This is a genomic window from Serratia plymuthica, from assembly GCF_018336935.1.
Lineage (GTDB): Bacteria > Pseudomonadota > Gammaproteobacteria > Enterobacterales > Enterobacteriaceae > Serratia > Serratia plymuthica_B.
This window is the reverse complement of record NZ_CP068771.1, coordinates 4,122,605-4,143,312: the sequence shown is the minus strand read 5'-3', so window position 1 is coordinate 4,143,312 and position 20,708 is coordinate 4,122,605. Positions and strand designations below refer to the sequence as shown.

Genomic DNA, 20,708 nt, shown 5'->3' with positions numbered 1-20,708 from the left:
ACGTCCGTAATACCTGCAAAACGTATTGCGCAAGCGGCCTTGTCAGCCCAGCCACTTCGCCCAACTGGCGCGTACCTGCTCACGTTCGGCGGCGAACAGCTCACTGCTGACCTTGCCGGAATGCTCTTGCAACGCCAGATGATGGATCTCATCGCGCATGGTGACGTAAGCCTGGGTCAGCGCGCGCGCTTCCTCTTCCGGCATGATGTCGTAATTGGCCATCAGCTCGAAAATGCGCACGTTATCCGACCAGCGCGTCAAACGCGGCTCGGCGCCCGCATAGCCTAAGACCAGATACTGGGCAATAAATTCGATATCGGTGATGCCGCCCTCGTCGGCTTTGATATCAAACAGTTCGCGTTGCTTGCTGCCGAGGTGATTGCGCATTTTCTCGCGCATCTCGCGCACCTCCTTCCGCAAGGTTTCTGGGTCGCGCGGTTTGCACAGGATTTCGCGGCGGATGACGTCAAACTGTCGATGCAAAACCGGATCGCCGTGCACGATGCGCGCCCGCACCAGCGCCTGATGTTCCCAGGTCCAGGCCTCGTTTTGTTGATAATCGGCAAACGCCTCGACGGTGCTGACCAGCATGCCGGCCGCGCCCGAAGGCCGCAGGCGAGCATCCACCTCATACAAAATACCGGACGAGGTGCGAGTGCCGAACAGGTGCATCACCCGCTGCGCCAGGCGCAGATAGAACTGGCGGCCATCAATGCAGCGTTCGCCGTCAGTCATCACGTCCGGCGGGCAATCGAGGATAAACACCAGGTCCAGATCGGAACTGTAACCCAGTTCCCAACCGCCCAATTTGCCGTAGCCAATCACCGCAAAACCACGCCCTTCCCGCTCTTGCAAATGGGTTGGCTGGCCATAGCGCGCCACCATGTCGCTCCATGCCTGCTGCACCACCACGTCGATGATCGCCTCTGCCAGATAGGTGAGATGATCGCTGACTTTCATCACCGGCAGCGCGCCGGAAATATCCCCGGCGGCGATACGCAGTTGCTGGGCCTGTTTGAACTGGCGCAACGCTTCCAGCTTTTGTTCTTCGTCGTCTTCCGGCACCCGCAGCAGGTACTGGCGCAGCTCGCTGCGGTAGGCGTCCGGCGCCACCGGCTGATATAACGTCGCCGGTTCCAGCAGTTCATCCAGCAACAGCGGGTAGCGCGACAGCTGATTGGCGACCATCGGCGAAGCGGCGCACAGGCGAATCAAATGGTTAAGCGCCGCGTGGTACTCCACCAGCAGCTCAAGATAGGTGGTGCGGGTCACAATGCTCAGCAGCAGTTGCGTCAAACGCAGCAGCGCGGTCGGCGCATCCCGACGCGGGCACACCTCGGCCAACAAGCGCGGCATCAGTTGATCGAGCACGTCGCGGCCGCGCGGGCCAATGGTGCGTTTGTCTACGTCATGGCGGAATTCGGCAATGATGCGCAGCACCTGCCTGCGCGCTTCTTCATCCAGATGCGGGGTCAGCGGTGCCAGTTCGTTCTCTTCAAGCGCATCCTGCCACAGACTGTGATAGTGCTGATAATCGGGATCTTCGCCCACATCGGGGCTATCGTCGCCAATCAGGTCGTTAAATACCGCTCTTACTGCCTGCATATGGGTTTCCAGCGCCGCCAGCAACGCCTGCCAGTCGCTGAACCCCATGCCCCAGGCCAGACGCGCCTGATCGAGTTCATCCTGCGGCAGCGTTTGGGTCTGTTGATCGGCAATCGCCTGCAGCAGGTTTTCCAGCCGGCGCAGGAACAGATAACTGGTGCTCAGCGCCTGGGTCTGTTGCGGCTCAAGCAGCCCCAATTCCCCCACCGCTTGCAATGTCGGCAGCAGCGAACGCCCTTGCAGCATCGGCTCGCGCCCGCCGCGGATCAGTTGGAACACCTGGGTGATAAATTCAATTTCGCGAATGCCGCCGGCGCCCAGTTTGATGTTGTCTTTCAAACCGCGCCGCCGCACTTCACGCGCGATCATGCCTTTCATGTTGCGCAGCGACTGGATCACGCTGAAATCAATGTAACGACGGAACACGAACGGCCGCAGGGTTTTGCGCAACTCCTGGCTGTAAGCGTCTTCAGATCCGCCCATCAGCCGCGCTTTTACCATGGCGTAACGCTCCCAGTCACGACCCTGCTCCTGATAATAATCTTCCAGCGCGGCAAAACTCATCACCAGCGGGCCGCTGTCGCCGAAAGGGCGCAGCCGCATGTCCACGCGATAAACAAAGCCATCAATGGTTTGCTGGTCCAGCGCTTTGATCAGCCGCTGCCCCAGACGGGTGAAGAACTGGGCGTTATCCAGCTCACGCCGCCCGCCCTGGGTCTGGCCGTTTTCCGGGTAGGCGAAGATCAGATCGATATCGGACGAGAAGTTCAGCTCACCACCGCCCAATTTCCCCATGCCGAGGATCAGCAGCGGCTGCGGAACGCCCTGCGCGTTGCAAGGCGTGCCCCACTCGCGGCAACAGGTTTGGTACAGCCAGTCGCGGGCGCTGACGATCAGCGTTTCTGCCAGCCCGCTCAGTTGCAGCAGCGTTTCCTCCGTACTGCACAGGTTCAGCGCCTGCGCCCAGGCGATCCTCACCAACGTCTCGCGGCGGAACAGGCGCAACGCGCGCATCAGTTGCGCTTCGTCACGCACTTCCTCCAGAGAGTCCTGCAACCAGGCGGCATAGTGTTGCCACTCGTCCGCCACCGGCGGTTGCTTGCGCAGCGTCTCCAGCCATGCAGGCTGGTTGAGCAACATGTCGCTGACAAAGTCGCTTGACGCTAAAACCCCCTGTTCCTGACTGCTGAGCGCGCAATCCGCGCCCTGAGTTTCCTGAAAACGCTGCACGATGTTCTGTGCCTGAGCCTGTAACGCGCACGAGAGTGGCAACATAATGAATGATCCGTCCTGCGGCCTGCGCCTCGCAGGCCGGCTTGATTAGCGGAGCGCGCCGTTTAACCAGAATGGCGCATGCGATAAGGCCTGCTTGCGGGTGGCCTCGTACCAACCCTGACGCCGTTCAGCCACCGCCAGCTGCAGCTCGCGCCAGCTTTCGATATAGGGGCCGGTTTCGTCGTCCGGATACGCGCCCGACAGCAGAATAAATGCCGAGACCTGGCGCGTCAGACGCGGCAGCTGTTCTTCATACTCGTCGTCATTGAGCGTGCGGGTGAAGGCTTCTTTCAGCTCGGCGGCGCTGCGCCCAAGCATAATGTCGCTGAAACGTTTGAAAGAGCCGTCGAGCTTGGTCTGGGCTTTGGCGTCGATAAACGGTCGCCAGGCACCGGTCACCAACCATGATGTGAGCGCCAACTTACATTGCAGATATTCTGCGCTGTAGCACAGCACCTGCGGTTTGGTGGTTTTATCGACCAGCAGCGGTTCCAGCGCAGTCAGCCGGGCGCGCAGATCGGCGCTGGCCTTGCGCGGCACCAGGCCGCCGAAGACAACCAGCGCCTGGCGGATCAGGGCAATCGCCTCCATTACCGAACGGCGGGCCTGGCCATCGCCGCGCAGCCACAATTCTTCGTGATACTGCCAATGGCTCAGCCCCAGTTCAAAGCCGGCAACCATCCCCTGCTCAACGCTGGATTTGGCTGCGGGTTTCAATACCGTCAGCGGATGGCGCTCGCGTGGGAGGTTGCCCTGCGCCAAATGATAACCGCGCGCCGCCTTGCTCAGGCTACCCTGACGCAGGCCGCCGTGTTCTGCCAGCGCGTTGGCCAACGCCAGCAAATCGGCGGTGTTGCCTGCTTTAAGCTCCAGCTCGATCTCGCACAGCGCTTCATTCAGTTCACCTGCGCTCACCTCACCCAGGTCCAGACCAACCTCAATCTCGCTCTTACCGTAAGTGACCACCCACTTCTCGCGCACGAAATCGGTGCGGAACAGCGGCTGCAATTGCTGCTGCAGCGCCTGGATGTCGCAGCCCTGCGGCCAGATATCCGCCGGGAACAAATCCAGCGCCAGCTCCGGCTTGGCGATCGCCACGTTGTATTCCGGACGTTGGTGCAAACCTGCCACCACCTTGCCCGCGGTTTTGATGGTCATTTCGTAACTGTCGTCAAAACCGCGAATGCGCAGTCCCATATCATGGTTGCGCAAAAAATTGTCGGCGGTTTCGAAGTAAATATTGGTCAGCTTTTGCGGCGCCGAATGCTGATGCGGCCAGGCGGCCAGTTGCTGCGGCAAAGCGGCGACCGCATCCGGGGTAGCAATAAATTTCAATTCTATTTCAACGGTCATAAGTCTTTTACACCAATAAGTTACGCATTCGCGTCAGCCTTCACGGCGGCGAGCGCTGCCAGCCACGCTCTGCCCGATGACGCACAGTTACCGTTATCTTACCGCGATTCCCGACGCCTTAACCCTGCTAACTGCAGAAAAAACCTGTTACGTTATAAAACGCTGCGCAACTCACAGAATCTGCCACAGTAAGATAGTTCTCATTCCGGTTTTTGCGTTGCGTCGTCAGACTGAACGCTCTACTATCGTTCCATAAATTCACACAGAAACGATGAACTAATGCAGAAATTACGCCTAATTTGCCTTGCCGTGCTGAGCTTCAGCATCACTTGGGGCGCACATGCCGAAGATAAGCGCTATATCTCCGATGAATTGAGTACTTACGTCCACAGCGGCCCGGGTAATCAGTACCGTATTGTCGGTACGCTGAACGCCGGTGAAGAAGTCACCCTGTTGAGCGTAAATGACAGCACCAATTATGGCCAAATCCGCGATCCGAAAGGCCGCAATATCTGGATCCCTCTCGATCAGCTCAGCGAAACGCCAAGCCTGCGCACTCGCGTACCTGCGCTGGAGCAGCAGGTGAAAACCCTGACCGACAAGCTGGCCAATATCGACAACAGCTGGAACCAGCGCACGGCGGAAATGCAGCAAAAAGTGGCTGCAAGCGACGGCACCATCAGCGGCCTGCAGCAGGAAAATCAAGATCTGAAAAACCAACTGGTCGTAGCCCAGAAGAAGGTTAACGCGGTTAACCTGCAGCTCGACGACAAACAGCGCACCATTATCCTGCAGTGGTTCATGTACGGCGGCGGCGTTGCCGGCGTTGGTCTGCTGCTCGGCCTGCTGTTGCCGCACCTGATCCCGCGTCGCAAGAACAACAATCGCTGGATGAACTGATTTCAGTATCGTTCAGTTTGAGATTGGCGCCTGCGGGCGCCTTTTTTATTGGCTTCGGCACGGCCCGGCTAATTGAGGTAATCTGGTCAACAGAGTCCCAGAATCATGCAGGAGCATAATAGTGAAGATCTACCTGGTCGGCGGCGCCGTCCGCGACAGTTTGCTTGAGATACCGGTTTTCGACCGCGACTGGGTGGTGGTGGGCGCAGCGCCTGCAGAACTGCTGGCGCTGGGGTATCAACAGGTCGGTAAAGACTTCCCGGTGTTTCTCAACCCTGAGACCCATGAAGAATATGCGCTGGCGCGCACCGAACGTAAATCCGGCCAGGGCTATACCGGCTTTACCTGCTACGCCGCACCGGACGTGACGCTGGAAGAAGATTTGCAGCGCCGCGATTTGACCATCAACGCCATAGCCCGCGGCACCGACGGTGAGCTGATAGACCCTTTCCACGGCGTGGCCGATTTGCAAGCGCGCTTGCTGCGCCACGTTTCCGATGCCTTCGGTGAAGATCCGCTGCGCGTGTTGCGCGTAGCCCGTTTTGCCGCCCGCTTTGCCCATCTGGGCTTTACCATTGCCCCGGAAACCGCTGAGCTGATGCGCCAAATGGCCCGCAGCGGTGAATTGGCGGCGCTGACCGCCGAGCGGGTATGGAAAGAAACCGAAAAAGCGCTGCAAAGCCAGAGCCCGCAAGTGTATTTCCAGGTTCTGCGCGACTGTGATGCGCTGGCGGTGCTGTTCCCCGAGATCGACGCCCTGTTCGGCGTGCCGGCCCCGGCCAAATGGCACCCGGAGATCGACACCGGCATTCATACCCTGATGACGCTGGCTATTGCCGCCCGGCTCAGCCCTGACGTCGACATACGCTTCGCGGCCCTGTGCCACGATCTCGGCAAGGGGCTGACGCCGCAAGAACTCTGGCCACATCATCACGGTCACGGCCTGACCGGCGTCAAGCTGGTCGAAGAACTCTGCCAACGTTTACGGGTGCCCAACCCGGTGCGCGATTTGGCCAAACTGGTGGCCGAATACCATGATCTGATCCATACCGTAAACAAGCTGCGCCCGGAAACCCTGCTGAAGCTTTTCGATGCGATAGACGTCTGGCGTAAACCGCAGAGGCTGGAACAGATGATCCTGACCAGCGAGGCGGACGCACGCGGCCGTACCGGGTTTGAAAACAATCCCTATCCGCAGGGCGACTATTTGCGCCAGGCTTTCCAGGTGGCAAATGCTGTCTCGGTAAAAGAGGTCGTGGCCAGCGGTCTGCAGGGGCTGGCGATCCGCGATGAGCTGAAACGCCGCCGCCAGCAGGTACTGGCCGACTGGAAACTCACCCAGGATATCCCTCTCGATCAGGCATAAAAAAACCCCGCAAAGCAGGGTTTTTTATTGACGCTGTCGCTTACATGAAGACCATGTAAACCACGGCGGCAACGATAAAGCGGTAGATGGCGAACGGCACAAACGAGATGCGCTTAATCAGCGACAGGAAGGTTTTGATCGCGATCAGCGCCACCACGAAAGCGGTCACAAAACCGACGGCGAACATCGGCAGATCGCCCATCGTCAGGAAGTGCAGGCTCTTATACAGATCCAGGCCGCTGGCACCAATCATCATCGGCACCGCCAAAATAAAGGAGAACTCGGAAGCCGCATAACGGTTCACGCCCACCAACATACCGCCGGCAATGGTGGAGCCTGAACGGGAGAAGCCCGGCCACAACGCCAGACACTGGAAACAGCCAATCATAAACGCCTGACGGTAGGTAATGTCATCCAGCCCTTCCGCACTCGGTTTCTTCGGCTTCAGCCATTCCGCCGCCAGCAGCAGGAAACCACCGACCACCAGCGCATACATCACGTTCTTTGGCGCGAACAGCGACTTGATGAAATCGTGGAGTAACAGCCCCAGCACCACCGCCGGGATCATCGCCAGCAGGATATGGCCCAGTTTTAACCGCCCTGCGGTCTTGCCTTCGTGCTCCACCGGCTTGCCGCCAAAGTGAATGCCGATCAGGCCGAACAGACGGCGCCAGAACATCACCACCACCGCCAGAATCGACCCCAGTTGAATAATGACTTCAAAAGTTTTGGCCTTGTCGCCGGTAAAGCCCAGCCATTCGCCCACAATAATCATGTGCCCGGTAGAGGATACCGGCAAGAATTCAGTTAACCCTTCGACCACCCCAAGAACAAATGCGATAAACAGTGAATGCAAGTCCGCCATGTGTTTCGCTCACCCTATAAATTTGCGCCTACCAACATAAAAAAGCGACAGTGTTCAATACATTGCCGCTAAAACAATTCTCAGGTTCAGACCAGGTTAACGGTCTTTAGTTGCACGCGTATGACAGGAAATCACACCGGCCGAGTGCCACGCTCAATAATGACCCCTACCCGGCTGGCGTGTGCAACTGCGCCCGGTTTGCTGACCTTAATACGGACCCACGGGGAATTGAAGCGCTGGAGTAAAATTTCAGATATTTCCTCTGCCACCCGCTCCACCAACGCAAAACGATTCGGCTCTACGTGCTGGATGATGGCTTCGCTGATATCGGCATAGCTCAGACAGTCGTTTACGTCGTCGCTGGCTGCGGCCTGACGGTTGTCCCAGCCCATTTCGATATCGAACACCAGCTTCTGGCGAATGGTTTGTTCCCAATCATAAACGCCAATGGTAGTAATAACGGTAAGCTCTTCAATAAATACGATATCCATCACGTCATTCTCTGTTTTTAGCCTTGCCGGATACCACTTCCAGCGGAATATGCGTATTATCCATAGATGTTGCTAGTAAAACGACCATTATTAAACGGAACCGCGTTATGAGTGCTACCGCGCTTGGCATGATTATCTTCGCGTATCTGTGTGGCTCAGTTTCCAGTGCGATCCTGGTTTGTCGGATCGCCAGGCTGCCCGATCCGCGTGAACATGGCTCAGGGAATCCAGGAGCCACCAACGTCCTGCGCATCGGCGGTCGCCTGGCGGCGGCGGCGGTGCTGGTGTTCGATATTCTCAAAGGAATGTTGCCGGTTTGGCTGGCGTACAAGCTGGAGATACCGCCGCTGTATCTGGGGCTGACGGCGATCGCCGCCTGCGTCGGGCACATCTACCCGGTGTTCTTCCATTTCCGCGGCGGCAAAGGCGTGGCGACTGCCTTTGGGGCCATAGCGCCGATAGGCTGGGATCTTACCGGCCTGATGACCGGCACCTGGCTGCTGACCGTGCTGCTTAGCGGTTACTCCTCGCTGGGCGCGATTATCAGCGCCTTGATTGCCCCTTTTTACGTTTGGTGGTTCAAGCCGCAGTTCACCTTCCCGGTGGCGATGCTTTCTTGCCTGATTTTGATGCGGCACCATGACAATATCCAACGCCTGTGGCGTGGGCAGGAAGGGAAAATCTGGGACAAGTTCCGCAAGAAAAAAGCGGATGCGGCGGAGCCGGAAGAAAAGAAAGAATCCTGAAGTTATAAGGCCGGAAATTTCCGGCCTTTTACAATCACGCTTTAACTTTTACAGGATACTTTGACGTATTACAGACGCCCTCAGGTTCCGGTAAACATTCAGCCACCTTCAAGGCAGGCGCAGCTCGAACCATCGCCGTGTACAACTCACTTTTCGATGCGCTGATTTTTTTACCGCGAGGAGTAATGGCTATGGTTTTCAACCCTTCACCATCCTCAATAACTAACGTAGAACCTTCTGCGGTTACAATAGTAGAAACCACTTTGTAAGAGGATTTAGGTGTTTTGACTTTAGTTGTTTGACCGACCATACCTAACTCCTTTTTGCATAGGTTGTTACTGCTTTTATTATTGCTCATATTTCACTCACCATCAACCAAAGGTAGCTGAAGCGTCGAGAACCATGCCGAAAGCTCATCGGCTGAGCGATACAGTATTAACTTTGCCCCACCGGTGATATCGACAAATTGGTGGCGATTGATATAGTAATCGGCGACTCCATCGTTAACCGGAAACATCAATCGCACCCCAGTCCCTTCAGTATCAGCCAAAAAAAAGACGATAGTGACAAGTGCATAGGTCAACATCCTTCCATCAAGCACTGAGCCTTCCGGTGAGAAATTCTGCAACATGTTAACGTTCAGAACCTGCTCTGCCTGAATATAATCACACGCACAGGCCCCTGCTGGTCGATCCATTGCATCCAAGAGCTTGAAAGCAAAATTGAACGCTTCGTCATCATCTAAAGAAGCGTTCACCGTTTCCCAGGGCAACCTCTTTTCCTCTGGTAAATTACGCACCATCGCCATACACCATGCCAAATCTTGTTGACTCAGCGTATTTGCAATAAGAGGCAAGCCCGTATCGAGAAAATATCGATTGGTTGTGTCAATGGCGTCAGCTCCATGCTGACGTATTGAAATATTTGGCATTTTGGTTCCATCCATTAATGCAAAATGTGATTCAGAACAATGCTGGTTTACTGCCGTTTTTTCATACCGCAGGCAGTTCAGCCAACGGCCAGCGCGGGCGCACCGAAACGCTCAGTTCCGGGTTGGCGCCGCTTTTCAATCGCACCAAGCCCGCATAGGCGATCATCGCGCCGTTATCGGTACAGAATTCCGGACGGGCGTAGAACACCTCGCCACCGCGTTTATGCATCATTTCCGCCATTTTGCTGCGCAGAGTGCGGTTGGCGCTGACGCCGCCGGCCATCACCAGGCGTTTGAAGCCCGTCTGCTCCAGCGCACGTTTGCATTTGATCGCCAGCGTATCCACCACCGCATCTTCGAACGCGCGGGCGATGTCCGAACGCGTCTGGTCATCATTGCCGTTAGAACGGATGGTGTTGGCGGCAAAGGTCTTCAGCCCGGAGAAGCTGAAATCCAGCCCCGGGCGATCGGTCATCGGACGCGGGAAGGTGAAACGGCCCGCAATACCCTGTTGCGCCATCTTCGACAGCATTGGCCCGCCGGGGTAATCCAGCCCAAGCAGCTTGGCGGTTTTATCGAAGGCTTCACCGGCCGCATCGTCTATCGACTCGCCCAACAGTTCATACTGCCCAATGCCGGTCACGCTGATCAACTGCGTGTGGCCGCCGGAAACCAGCAACGCGACAAAGGGGAATGCCGGCGGATTGTCTTCCAGCATCGGCGCCAACAGGTGGCCTTCCATGTGGTGCACCGGCACCGCAGGCACGTTCCAGGCAAACGCCAGCGCACGACCGACGGTGGCGCCGACCAGCAACGCCCCCACCAGGCCAGGCCCGGCAGTGTAGGCGACGCCGTCGATGTCGGCGGCGGTCAGGTTCGCTTCTTTCAAGGCCGCCTGAATCAACGGCACGGTTTTACGCACGTGATCGCGGGAGGCCAGCTCCGGCACTACGCCGCCGTAATCGGCATGCAGCTTCACCTGGCTGTACAACTGATTCGCTAATAAACCGGCCTGATCGTCATACACTGCAATTCCGGTTTCATCGCAGGAGGTTTCTATACCCAGTACTCGCATTACCCTTTCCCATCATTCACGTGCGGCCTGCAGTTTACCACAATCATGCCCATTTACCGCCAGCGGGGTCTATCTTGTCGCCGGTCGGAAGCTATGTCGATGATTCCAGCCATAAATGCCGGTTTGATTAAAAACGAGCATTTTTTTTTGATTAGACTATAATCAGCGCCCGATGCAAAATTGCGCACGTTTTACCAGGGCGGCGCAGGTTTCAATTTGCTGTGGTGCTTTACAAAGCAGCATCCGTTGAAGTAAAATTCCGCACCATTTTGAAAAGGCTGGCGCTTGGCCAGCAGCAAACCGAATTTTATTGAGGTGAGAGGCACATGCCGGTAATTAAAGTACGTGAAAACGAGCCATTTGACGTTGCTCTGCGTCGTTTCAAACGCTCTTGCGAGAAAGCAGGCGTTTTAGCTGAAGTTCGTCGTCGTGAGTTCTATGAAAAACCGACTACCGAACGTAAACGCGCTAAAGCTTCTGCTGTGAAACGTCACGCGAAGAAACTGGCTCGCGAAAACGCACGCCGCACTCGTCTGTATTAATTCTTCGGGGGTAACCCCGCCGCGTGAATTTCTGATTTTAAAAATCGCGCAGACCGTGTAGTTGCATACGAAGGCCGTGCTTTCCGAAAGGAATGCGCGGCTTGTTCTCGTTTATAGGCTAGTAAAGTAAGGGCTTATGGCTGGACGAATTCCGCGTGTATTTATCAATGACTTGCTGGCTCGCACCGACATCGTCGATCTGATCGACGCGCGGGTAAAGCTCAAGAAGCAAGGCAAGAACTATCACGCGTGCTGTCCGTTCCACCACGAAAAAACGCCTTCATTTACCGTTAATGGCGATAAGCAGTTTTACCACTGTTTTGGTTGTGGTGCGCACGGTAACGCCGTCGACTTTCTGATGAATTACGACAGACTCGAGTTTGTCGAAACCATCGAAGAGCTGGCGACCATGCACGGGCTGGAAGTGCCTTACGAGGCAGGAACCGGGCCGACCCAGATCGAACGTCATCAGCGTCAGAGCCTGTATCAACTGATGGAACAGCTCAGTGCGTTCTATCAACAGTCACTGCATCAGCCTTCCGGCACGCCGGCGCGCAATTATCTGCAACAGCGCGGGCTCAGTGACGACGTTATCCGCCATTTTGCCATCGGCTTTGCACCTGCCGGTTGGGATAACGCATTGAAACGTTTTGGTCGTGATGCCGACGCGCGTCTCGCATTGAACGATGCAGGCATGCTGGTGACTAACGATCAAGGCCGATCGTACGATCGTTTCCGTGAGCGCGTGATGTTCCCTATTCGCGACAAACGCGGGCGAGTGATCGCCTTTGGCGGGCGCGTATTGGGTGACGGCATGCCGAAATACCTGAACTCGCCGGAAACCGAAGTATTCCACAAGGGTCGTCAGTTGTACGGCCTGTATGAAGCGCAGCAGAACCACCCTACCCCGCAACGTTTGCTGGTAGTGGAAGGCTATATGGACGTGGTGGCGTTGGCGCAATACGGCATCGATTATGCCGTCGCCTCGCTCGGAACCTCAACGACGGCTGAACATATTCAGCTGCTGTTCCGCGCCACCGACAACGTTGTCTGCTGCTATGACGGTGACAGAGCCGGTCGCGAAGCGGCCTGGCGCGCACTGGAAACCGCGCTGCCCTATCTGAACGACGGGCGCCAACTGCGGTTTATGTTTTTGCCCGACGGCGAAGACCCGGACACATTGGTCCGAAAAGAAGGCAAAGACGCCTTCGAGCAGCGAATGGAGCTGGCGCAGCCGCTTTCCACTTTCCTGTTCGAAACGCTGATGCCGCAGGTGGATTTGAGCAGCCCGGACGGCCGCGCCAAGCTGAGCACGCTGGCGCTACCGCTGATTACTCAGGTGCCGGGCGAAACGTTGCGCTTGTACCTGCGCCAACAGCTCGGCAGCAAGCTTGGCCTGCTCGATGACAGCCAGCTCGACAAGCTGATGCCCAAACAGGCTGAAAATGCGAATACTTATCAGGCGCCCCAGCTAAAACGCACAACCATGCGTATACTGATAGGGTTACTGGTACAAAATCCGCAACTGGCTACACTTATCCCTTCACTCGAGGGATTGGAGCAGACCAAACAGGCGGGTTTACCGCTATTTGTCGAGCTGGTGCAGACCTGCCTGGCTCAGCCGGGGCTGACAACCGGCCAATTGCTGGAGCAGTATCGCGACAACAAATTGAGCCAGCAGCTTGAAACCTTGGCGACATGGAACCATATGATCGTTGAGGACAGGGTCGAGCAGACATTTTTGGATACCTTGGCCAGCCTGTACGACTCCGTACTGGAGCAACGGCTGGAGACATTGATCGCGCAGGCCAGAACGCACGGCCTGAGCCCGGAAGAACGTGAAGAAGTCCGTTCTCTCAATCAGGTTTTAGCGAAGAAAAACTGAAATTAGCCAAAATTATTCGCGTTTCAGGTAGGCGGCAACTGAACGAATCTCGATGAGCTTACTCAGGTAAGTGGTTCGGGTGAGAGAAGGCAGCCCCCCTGAGGCGTGAAGAATAAAGGATACAACGGCTTAAGTGCCGATAAATGCGAGGGCAGAGCCCTGCAATATGCCGCCACAGTGGGCCGCGGCAACAACAAAAACGCCCCAAATGCTATTGTTGGCGGTTTCGCCGACCGACACCAACCTAAATACTCTGAAGTGTGGATACCGTCTTATGGAGCAAAACCCGCAGTCACAGCTTAAACTTCTTGTCCAACGTGGTAAGGAGCAAGGCTATCTGACCTATGCTGAGGTCAATGACCATCTGCCGGAAGATATCGTCGACTCCGATCAGATCGAAGACATCATCCAGATGATTAACGACATGGGCATCCAGGTGATGGAAGAAGCCCCGGACGCCGATGACCTGTTGCTGGCTGAAAACTCAAACAGCACAGACGAAGATGCGGAAGAAGCTGCCGCTCAAGTCCTGTCCAGCGTTGAATCTGAAATTGGCCGTACCACCGACCCGGTGCGCATGTACATGCGCGAAATGGGTACCGTTGAACTGCTGACGCGCGAAGGCGAAATCGACATCGCCAAGCGTATTGAAGACGGTATCAACCAGGTTCAGTGCTCGGTTGCCGAATACCCTGAAGCCATTACCTATCTGCTGGAGCAGTACGATCGCGTTGAAGCCGGCGAAGCTCGCCTGTCCGACCTGATCACCGGCTTCGTCGATCCTAATGCGGAAGAGGACATCGCCCCAACCGCAACGCACGTCGGTTCTGAGCTGTCGACCGAAGAGCAGAACGACGACGAAGAAGACGAAGATGAAGACGACGACGCTGAAGACGACAACAGCATCGATCCGGAGCTGGCACGTCAGAAATTCACCGACCTGCGCGATCAGTATGAAGCGACCCGTCTGGTCATCAAAAAGAACGGCCGTAGCCACGCCAGCGCAGCAGAAGAAATTCTGAAGCTGTCTGAGGTGTTCAAGCAGTTCCGCCTGGTGCCAAAACAGTTCGACTTCCTGGTCAACAGCATGCGCATCATGATGGACCGCGTTCGCACCCAGGAACGTATCATCATGAAGCTGTGCGTTGAACAGTGCAAAATGCCGAAGAAAAACTTCGTCACTTTGTTCGCCGGCAACGAAACCAGCAACTCCTGGTTCGAAGCGGCGCTGGCGATGGCCAAGCCATGGTCAGAAAAGCTGAAAGACGTAACGGATGACGTACAGCGCAGCCTGCAAAAACTGCGTCAGATCGAAGAAGAGACCGGCCTGACCATCGAGCAGGTGAAGGACATCAACCGTCGCATGTCTATCGGCGAAGCGAAAGCCCGCCGTGCGAAGAAAGAGATGGTTGAAGCCAACTTGCGTCTGGTTATCTCTATCGCCAAGAAATACACCAACCGCGGTCTGCAGTTCCTGGATCTGATTCAGGAAGGCAACATCGGTTTGATGAAAGCGGTAGACAAGTTCGAATACCGCCGTGGTTATAAGTTCTCAACTTACGCCACCTGGTGGATCCGTCAGGCCATCACCCGCTCTATCGCCGACCAGGCGCGTACCATCCGCATTCCGGTGCATATGATTGAGACCATCAACAAACTCAACCGTATTTCGCGCCAGATGCTGCAAGAGATGGGCCGCGAACCGACGCCGGAAGAGCTGGCTGAACGTATGCTGATGCCGGAAGACAAAATCCGCAAAGTGCTGAAGATCGCCAAAGAGCCGATCTCCATGGAAACGCCGATTGGTGATGATGAAGATTCACATCTGGGCGATTTCATCGAGGATACCACCCTCGAGCTGCCGTTGGATTCTGCCACCTCGGAAAGCCTGCGCTCTGCGACGCACGACGTATTGGCCGGCCTGACCGCCCGTGAAGCGAAAGTGCTGCGCATGCGTTTCGGCATCGATATGAACACTGACCACACGCTGGAAGAAGTGGGCAAACAGTTCGACGTTACCCGTGAGCGTATTCGTCAGATCGAAGCCAAAGCACTGCGTAAACTGCGCCACCCAAGCCGTTCCGAAGTGCTGCGCAGCTTCCTGGACGACTAAGGCCAGCGGTTAGCCGCAAACAAAAAACCCCGGCCTGCCGGGGTTTTTTATTGCCTGAAATCCTGGAGAATCACTCCAGCGCCAGGAACAGCTCGCGGTAGCTCTCGGTAAGCTGCTCCAGCGTGGCGCGGTTCAGCCCGCTGGGATTAGGCAATACCCACACCTCGGTTTTGCCGATCGTCATCTCCTGCCGCCCCCAGGGCGCATTTTTCACCCCGAAGGCGCTGCTGAACGCCTGCTTGCCCAGAACCGCCAATGCACGCGGCTGGAATTGCAGGATTTTGTCTTTTAGCGCTTCACCGCCGCTGCGCAACTCTTCACGCGTCACTTCGCTCGCCGCTACCGTCGGGCGCGCCACCAAAGCGGTGATGCCGCAACCGGTGTCCTGCAACTGCTGCCACTGCTCCGGCGCCAGTTGGCACTGGGTGAAACCGGCCTGATGCAGGACCTTCCAGAAACGGTTGCTGCCATTGGCAAAGGGATAGCCCTGATGGGCGGAGGAAAGGCCGGGATTGATGCCGCAAAACACCACCCGCAAGTTTGGCGCCAAAAGATTCATGGGTCTGTGAGGTCCAATAAAAGGGATTTACACCGGTTATCGCAAAATCCGCCAGCAATTACAACAGACTAGAACTGCGCAGAAAAACAACATACAGGCGGCAAACAGTAGACCTGCACCGGAGGATTACCGTATAATCTCGCCGCTTGGCCCCTTAGCTCAGTTGGTTAGAGCACGCGACTCATAATCGCTTGGTCACTGGTTCAAGTCCAGTAGGGGCCACCACATTCTCGCTGACATAACGGCGCATCAAACCACCTCTATGCAGGTGGTTTTTTGTTTCCGCTCACTCAGCGCTGCCAAAGCGAATCCCGCCCCTCCTGATGCACGTCGCAGCGCCGCAGCCCGATGTCACGCAACTGACAACGGCTCATCGAGCGCAAAGACTTTCTGCGGGTATACGTAAAATACCCACGGCGGCAATACCGGCATAATTTGCGCCACAAGCCTTCGCGGGCAGCGGGTAAATCTAGCGTCTTTTCCATCATGTCACCCCAATTACACGTAAAGTAATAGGGTGACTCAGGTCACAAACACAAGACAGATTCAACGACTAACAATCAAAACCACACAGATCGGCATTCTGTGATTCTGTATGGTTAAAACAGTGGGTTTGTGTACCGGTACCCTCTTGCCGCTCGCCGACATCATCGGGCTGAGCCGTTCTGCCGCCGATGAGCGACCTGCTCCGCTCGTTGCAGGATCTCCTGCAAATCGTCCTCGTCGATGTCAAACAGTTCGCCCTGCATCAGCACTTCATGCAGATCCGCCCGGGTAATCGATACCGCATCAATCGGCAGGCCGGTGGGCTTGGCTTCGGCCGGCGCCAGTTGGTGCGGATAGCGGCGCCCGGCCAGGTTATTGAAGATAATCGCCAGCACCGCCAGCAACACCGAGTTAAGCAGCACCGGGTACAGCACAAAGCTGTAACCCAGTTGGTGAATGCCCGGCCCGCCGAGGATCGCGGTCAGCGCCACCGCGCCGCCGGGCGGATGCAGGCAACGCAGTTTAAACATCAGTCCAATGGCCACTGCGGCCGCTACGCCACAAGCCAGCCCGGGATCGGCAATCAGCAGGCTGGTGCTGACCCCCACCAGCGCAGCCGACATATTGCCGCCCACGATCGACCAGGGTTGCGCCAACGGGCTGTTCGGTACGCCAAACAGCAAAACGGCGGAGGCTCCCATCGGAGCGATAAACCACAGGTTTACCTCCCCCAAGACAAAATGGCTGATCCAGCCGGTAATCATCAACCCCAGCCCGGCGCCGATGCTGGAAAGCAAAATCTCTTTTTTGCCCATGGCCAACGGATGCGGCCACAGGCGCGCGCAGCCGATCCTGAGTTTTGTTGCTAACGGATTCTTCATGTTACTTCGCACTGCCAAATTCAACGTAATGGCAACAAATATATCACATCACCTCGGGCGCAATAACCGCCGCCCCGCCGGCACCCGGCAACAACTTTCCGCTAACAGATTGATTTTTCGCCACCCCTCGGCAATGATCAATGTTCTCCCCCTTAGCCTTGAGGAAAAGCCGATGTCTCAACCGATTACCGAGCTCTATACCGACAGCCAATTTTTCAGCCCTTATGCCATGTCCGCATTTATTGTGCTGACGGAGAAAAGCATCCCCTTCACCGTGAAACCGGTCGATTTGGCGCAGGAAGAAAATAAGGGCGCTGCCTATGCGGCACTGTCGCTAACCCGTCGGGTGCCTACGTTGGTGATCGGTGAGTTCCAACTGTCCGAGTCCTCGGCCATTACCGAGTATCTGGAGGATATCCATCCGGCTCATGCGGTCTACCCGCGCGACGTCAAGCTGCGCGCCAAAGCACGTGAAATTCAAGCCTGGCTGCGCAGCGATCTGTTGCCAATTCGCGTCGAACGGCCAACCGAGGCGGTATTCGGCAACGAAAAATTCCCGCCGCTGTCCGCCGCCGCCGGGGCCGCCGCCAACAAGCTGATCGCCGCAGTCGAAAAATTGCTGGGCCACGGCCAGGATAATTTGTTCAGGGAGTGGTGCATTGCCGATACCGATCTGGCGTTGATGCTGAACCGGCTGGTGATGAACGGAGATGACGTGCCGGAGAATATTCGCCACTACGCGCAAAAACAGTGGCAACGCCCTTCGGTGCAGGCCTGGCTGGCACTGCCGGAGCAAATGCGCAGCTAAAAAAATCGGCGGCCACGACGCCGCCGTTCTCAACTGAGAAACAACATCACTTTCTGAGGGAAGGCAAGTCACCATCCAGAGGGCAGATAACCTAACAACGACGCAATAGCGTATACCGCACTGGCCAGATACAGCAGCACGATGCTGATCTGCAACAGCGGATGGGTGATCCAGTTGCACTGCCAGCGCGGCGTCTGGTCACCGTGCTTGCGCGCCCCTCGCAGGATCAGCATCGGCATAATCGACAGGATCACCCCGCTGAACACCCCGGCGAAATACAGCGCGTTAACGAACGACACCAGGCCGCTGTAAGCCAGCGCGAACGGAGGCACCACCACCAGCAACAGCACGCCGAAGCGGCGCAGCGGTTGTTCGTCATTGCCCAGTCTGAACTGGTCGAAAATATTGGTCAGGAAGCTGCCGCCCAGCCCCCAGTAAGAGGTCAGCATCGCGCACAGCGCAAAGATATTGGCGGAGAAGAACGCCCATTGTCCTAGAGCCTGCCCCCAGGAAATAGTCGCCACGTCGGAGATATTATTCAGCCCACTGAGGGCAATCACCGACATCGGCACCGCCGTCAGCAGCACGAAGGTGACCGCCATGCCGACGATAATCGCCTTCGGCAGCTGTTCCGGCTTATCCGAGAAGCCACGCGCCATTTCCGGCACTATGTACTGCGCCGAGAAGCAGAACACCACCACGTTGAATACCGGCACCATAAAGCGCCAGTCGCCGTCCAGCAGGTTGCGCATCTGGGTGGTGTCTTTCAGCAGCGTAGCCGCCACCAGCGCGGTCAGCATCACCACCATGCCGATACTGATAAATTTCTCGCCGCGACCAATCGCCTTCAGCCCCAGGTACAACACCCCCGCGGCGGGAACGAAAAACAGCAGGCTGCCGATGGCCGGCGAGATACCGAACAGAGATTGCAGCAGCTTGCCGCTGCCGGTCATATAGGCAGTCAACGCCCCGACGCTGTTGACGCACACCGAAGCGAACATCAGCCAGGCGCCAATACCGCCGACATAGCGTTTCGCCAGCCCGCTAAGTTGCAAGTGAGCACGGGTGCGCAAGGTGGATTCGGCGACGTACAGCATGGTGATGGTGGTCAGGCTCCCCACCAGCACCAGCCAGAACAACAGCGGTAAAAAACCGGCTTTGCTGGAGGCATAGGCGATGGACAGCACGCCGGCGCCAATATTGGTGCCGACGATCATCGCCACCCCTTCGAGGAAACTCAGTGATTTGGCGGGTGCAGGCGTTCGCACCCCGGCGGCAAGCGCCGGAGAAACAGTGGTGTTATCAGCAGACATACAGCATCCTTTGTTGCCCGGCGGCTCCGGCCACCGGGACAGGTTAATTTCCCGGTGGTTAACAGCTCACATCGATACACAGGTATTTCAGCTCCAGATATTCTTCAATGCCGTAACGCGATCCTTCACGTCCGAGTCCTGACTGCTTCACACCGCCAAACGGCGCGACTTCATTGGAGATCAGCCCGGTGTTGATGCCGACCATGCCGTATTCCAGCGCTTCCGGCACTCGCCACTGGCGCGAGGCGCTCTGCGTAAACAGATAAGCGGCCAGGCCAAACTCGGTGTCGTTGGCCATGGCGATGGCTTCCGCTTCATCATGGAAACGGAACAGCGGCGCCACCGGGCCAAAGGTTTCTTCCCGGGCGAAGCGCATTTTTTGCGTCACGCCGGTCACCACCGTCGGCTGGAAGAAGGTACGGCCCAGCTCGTGCGGCTGCCCGCCGACAGCAATCTGCGCGCCTTTGATCAGCGCATCGTCAATGTGGCTCTGCACTTTATCCACCGCATCCTGGTCGATCAGCGGCCCCTGAGTGGTGCCTTCATGGCTGCCGTCGCCGACCTTCAGTTGCTCAACCGCCGCCACCAGTTTGTCCACCAAACGGTCGTAGATGCCGTCCTGCACGTAGATGCGGTTAGCGCAGACGCAGGTCTGGCCGCTGTTACGGAATTTGGAGGCCATGATGCCCGCCACCGCCGCGTCCAGATTGGCGTCGTCGAACACGATCACCGGCGCGTTGCCCCCCAGCTCCAGCGACAGTTTTTTAATCGTCGGCGCGCACTGCGCCATCAGAATGCGGCCGACCTCGGTCGAACCGGTAAAGCTCAGCTTGCGCACCACCGGGCTGTCGCACAGCACCTTGCCCACCTGCGCTGCGTCGCCGGTCACCACCTGCAGCACGCCCGGCGGAATGCCGGCATCCTGCGCCAGCTTCGCCAACGCCAACGCGGTCAGCGGCGTCTGTTCGGCCGGTTTGACGATCATCGCGCAGCCCGCTGCCAGCGCCGGCGCAACCTTGCGGGTGATCATCGCCGCCGGGAAGTTCCACGGCGTGATCGCCGCGCAAACGCCGATCGGCTGTTTCACTACCACCAGGCGCTGCGAAGCCAGGGGGGCCTGCAACACGGCACCGTCGACCCGCTTGGCCTCTTCGGCGAACCAGGTAATGAACGAAGCGGCATAGGCGACTTCACCGCGCGCTTCCGCCAGCGATTTACCCTGCTCGGCGGTCATCAGCTGCGCCAAATCCTCCTGGGCCGCCAGCACCTTGTCGGCCCAGGCCAGCAGCACTACGGAGCGCTGTTTGGCGGTCAGCTGTTTCCAGCCCTGCTGCGCCAACTGCGCCGCGTTAATCGCCTGCTGCGTTTCTTCTTCACTGACCAGCGGAATGCTCGCCAACTCTGCGCCGGTTGCCGGGTTGATGACCGCTTCACGCTTGCCGCTCAACGCGTCGCACCACTCACCGTTAATCAAACACTGGCTGCGCAGCAGCTCGGGGTTATTCAGTTTCATT

Annotated in this window: 18 protein-coding genes and 1 tRNA gene; 8 read left to right on the top strand and 11 right to left on the bottom strand. The window is 57.1% G+C overall.

Going from position 1 to position 20,708, the window contains the following annotated elements; all coding sequences use genetic code 11:
- Nucleotides 1–42 precede the first annotated feature (42 nt).
- Complete coding sequence (glnE, locus tag JK621_RS19365; RefSeq protein ID WP_212557241.1) at nucleotides 43–2,880, bottom strand: bifunctional [glutamate--ammonia ligase]-adenylyl-L-tyrosine phosphorylase/[glutamate--ammonia-ligase] adenylyltransferase; 2,838 nt, start codon at nucleotides 2,878–2,880, stop codon at nucleotides 43–45.
- A 45-nt stretch (nucleotides 2,881–2,925) separates the two neighbouring features.
- The gene (locus JK621_RS19360) at nucleotides 2,926–4,233 is read right to left on the bottom strand and encodes an inorganic triphosphatase (protein WP_212557240.1); all 1,308 of its coding nucleotides are present in this window, start codon (nucleotides 4,231–4,233) and stop codon (nucleotides 2,926–2,928) included.
- Between the two features lie 279 nt (nucleotides 4,234–4,512).
- On the opposite strand from JK621_RS19360, the gene JK621_RS19355 reads away from it, so the two are divergent.
- Both JK621_RS19355 and JK621_RS19350 read left to right on the top strand, forming a co-directional pair.
- Nucleotides 4,513–5,133, top strand: coding sequence for a TIGR04211 family SH3 domain-containing protein (locus tag JK621_RS19355; RefSeq protein ID WP_126485385.1), 621 nt, complete (start codon nucleotides 4,513–4,515; stop codon nucleotides 5,131–5,133).
- Nucleotides 5,134–5,254: 121 nt separating this feature from the next.
- Complete coding sequence (locus JK621_RS19350; protein ID WP_212557239.1) at nucleotides 5,255–6,499, top strand: multifunctional CCA addition/repair protein; 1,245 nt, start codon at nucleotides 5,255–5,257, stop codon at nucleotides 6,497–6,499.
- Nucleotides 6,500–6,539: 40 nt separating this feature from the next.
- Here the strand turns inward: JK621_RS19350 and bacA are convergent, their stop codons facing one another.
- Nucleotides 6,540–7,364 (bottom strand): undecaprenyl-diphosphate phosphatase, encoded by an 825-nt coding sequence (bacA, locus tag JK621_RS19345; protein ID WP_212557238.1) that lies wholly within the window; start codon nucleotides 7,362–7,364, stop codon nucleotides 6,540–6,542.
- 131 nt (nucleotides 7,365–7,495) lie between these two features.
- The gene (folB, locus tag JK621_RS19340) at nucleotides 7,496–7,855 is read right to left on the bottom strand and encodes a bifunctional dihydroneopterin aldolase/7,8-dihydroneopterin epimerase (protein WP_212557237.1); all 360 of its coding nucleotides are present in this window, start codon (nucleotides 7,853–7,855) and stop codon (nucleotides 7,496–7,498) included.
- Between the two features lie 107 nt (nucleotides 7,856–7,962).
- On the opposite strand from folB, the gene plsY reads away from it, so the two are divergent.
- Entirely contained in the window at nucleotides 7,963–8,601 is a 639-nt protein-coding gene (plsY, locus tag JK621_RS19335) for a glycerol-3-phosphate 1-O-acyltransferase PlsY (RefSeq protein WP_212557236.1), read from the top strand.
- Between the two features lie 34 nt (nucleotides 8,602–8,635).
- On the opposite strand, the gene JK621_RS19330 is transcribed toward plsY, so the two are convergent.
- The 3 genes from JK621_RS19330 to tsaD all read right to left on the bottom strand — a co-directional run bounded on the left by JK621_RS19330 (nucleotide 8,636) and on the right by tsaD (nucleotide 10,607).
- On the bottom strand, nucleotides 8,636–8,959 hold the full coding sequence (locus JK621_RS19330) for a hypothetical protein (protein ID WP_212557235.1): 324 nt from the start codon (nucleotides 8,957–8,959) through the stop codon (nucleotides 8,636–8,638).
- Nucleotides 8,960–8,962: 3 nt separating this feature from the next.
- A complete protein-coding gene (locus JK621_RS19325) occupies nucleotides 8,963–9,532 on the bottom strand; it encodes a hypothetical protein (protein ID WP_212557234.1) in 570 nt (189 codons plus the stop codon).
- A gap of 61 nt (nucleotides 9,533–9,593) precedes the next feature.
- Nucleotides 9,594–10,607 (bottom strand): tRNA (adenosine(37)-N6)-threonylcarbamoyltransferase complex transferase subunit TsaD, encoded by a 1,014-nt coding sequence (gene tsaD / locus JK621_RS19320; RefSeq protein ID WP_212557233.1) that lies wholly within the window; start codon nucleotides 10,605–10,607, stop codon nucleotides 9,594–9,596.
- 326 nt (nucleotides 10,608–10,933) lie between these two features.
- Here tsaD and rpsU point away from each other — a divergent pair, with 326 nt between their 5' ends.
- The 3 genes from rpsU (at nucleotide 10,934) to rpoD (ending at nucleotide 15,147) form a co-directional block, all read left to right on the top strand.
- Nucleotides 10,934–11,149 (top strand): 30S ribosomal protein S21, encoded by a 216-nt coding sequence (rpsU, locus tag JK621_RS19315; RefSeq protein ID WP_001144069.1) that lies wholly within the window; start codon nucleotides 10,934–10,936, stop codon nucleotides 11,147–11,149.
- Between the two features lie 136 nt (nucleotides 11,150–11,285).
- Nucleotides 11,286–13,034, top strand: a complete 1,749-nt coding sequence (gene dnaG / locus JK621_RS19310) for a DNA primase (protein ID WP_212557232.1) — start codon at nucleotides 11,286–11,288, stop codon at nucleotides 13,032–13,034.
- Between the two features lie 274 nt (nucleotides 13,035–13,308).
- Nucleotides 13,309–15,147, top strand: coding sequence for an RNA polymerase sigma factor RpoD (rpoD, locus tag JK621_RS19305; RefSeq protein ID WP_006328195.1), 1,839 nt, complete (start codon nucleotides 13,309–13,311; stop codon nucleotides 15,145–15,147).
- Between the two features lie 70 nt (nucleotides 15,148–15,217).
- On the opposite strand, the gene mug is transcribed toward rpoD, so the two are convergent.
- The gene (gene mug, locus JK621_RS19300) at nucleotides 15,218–15,706 is read right to left on the bottom strand and encodes a G/U mismatch-specific DNA glycosylase (protein WP_212557231.1); all 489 of its coding nucleotides are present in this window, start codon (nucleotides 15,704–15,706) and stop codon (nucleotides 15,218–15,220) included.
- A gap of 148 nt (nucleotides 15,707–15,854) precedes the next feature.
- On the opposite strand from mug, the gene JK621_RS19295 reads away from it, so the two are divergent.
- Nucleotides 15,855–15,931 (top strand) — tRNA-Ile (locus JK621_RS19295).
- A 422-nt stretch (nucleotides 15,932–16,353) separates the two neighbouring features.
- Here JK621_RS19295 and JK621_RS19290 read toward each other — a convergent pair.
- On the bottom strand, nucleotides 16,354–17,073 hold the full coding sequence (locus JK621_RS19290) for an HPP family protein (protein ID WP_212557230.1): 720 nt from the start codon (nucleotides 17,071–17,073) through the stop codon (nucleotides 16,354–16,356).
- A gap of 172 nt (nucleotides 17,074–17,245) precedes the next feature.
- Between JK621_RS19290 and yfcF the strand changes: the two genes are divergently transcribed.
- Nucleotides 17,246–17,881 (top strand): glutathione transferase, encoded by a 636-nt coding sequence (gene yfcF, locus JK621_RS19285; protein ID WP_212557229.1) that lies wholly within the window; start codon nucleotides 17,246–17,248, stop codon nucleotides 17,879–17,881.
- 68 nt (nucleotides 17,882–17,949) lie between these two features.
- Here yfcF and JK621_RS19280 read toward each other — a convergent pair whose 3' ends face one another.
- Nucleotides 17,950–19,194: an aromatic amino acid transport family protein gene (locus tag JK621_RS19280; protein ID WP_212557228.1), complete on the bottom strand. Its 1,245-nt coding sequence runs from the start codon at nucleotides 19,192–19,194 to the stop codon at nucleotides 17,950–17,952.
- 58 nt (nucleotides 19,195–19,252) lie between these two features.
- Entirely contained in the window at nucleotides 19,253–20,707 is a 1,455-nt protein-coding gene (locus JK621_RS19275) for an NAD-dependent succinate-semialdehyde dehydrogenase (protein WP_212557227.1), read from the bottom strand.
- Nucleotide 20,708: the final 1 nt, after the last annotated feature.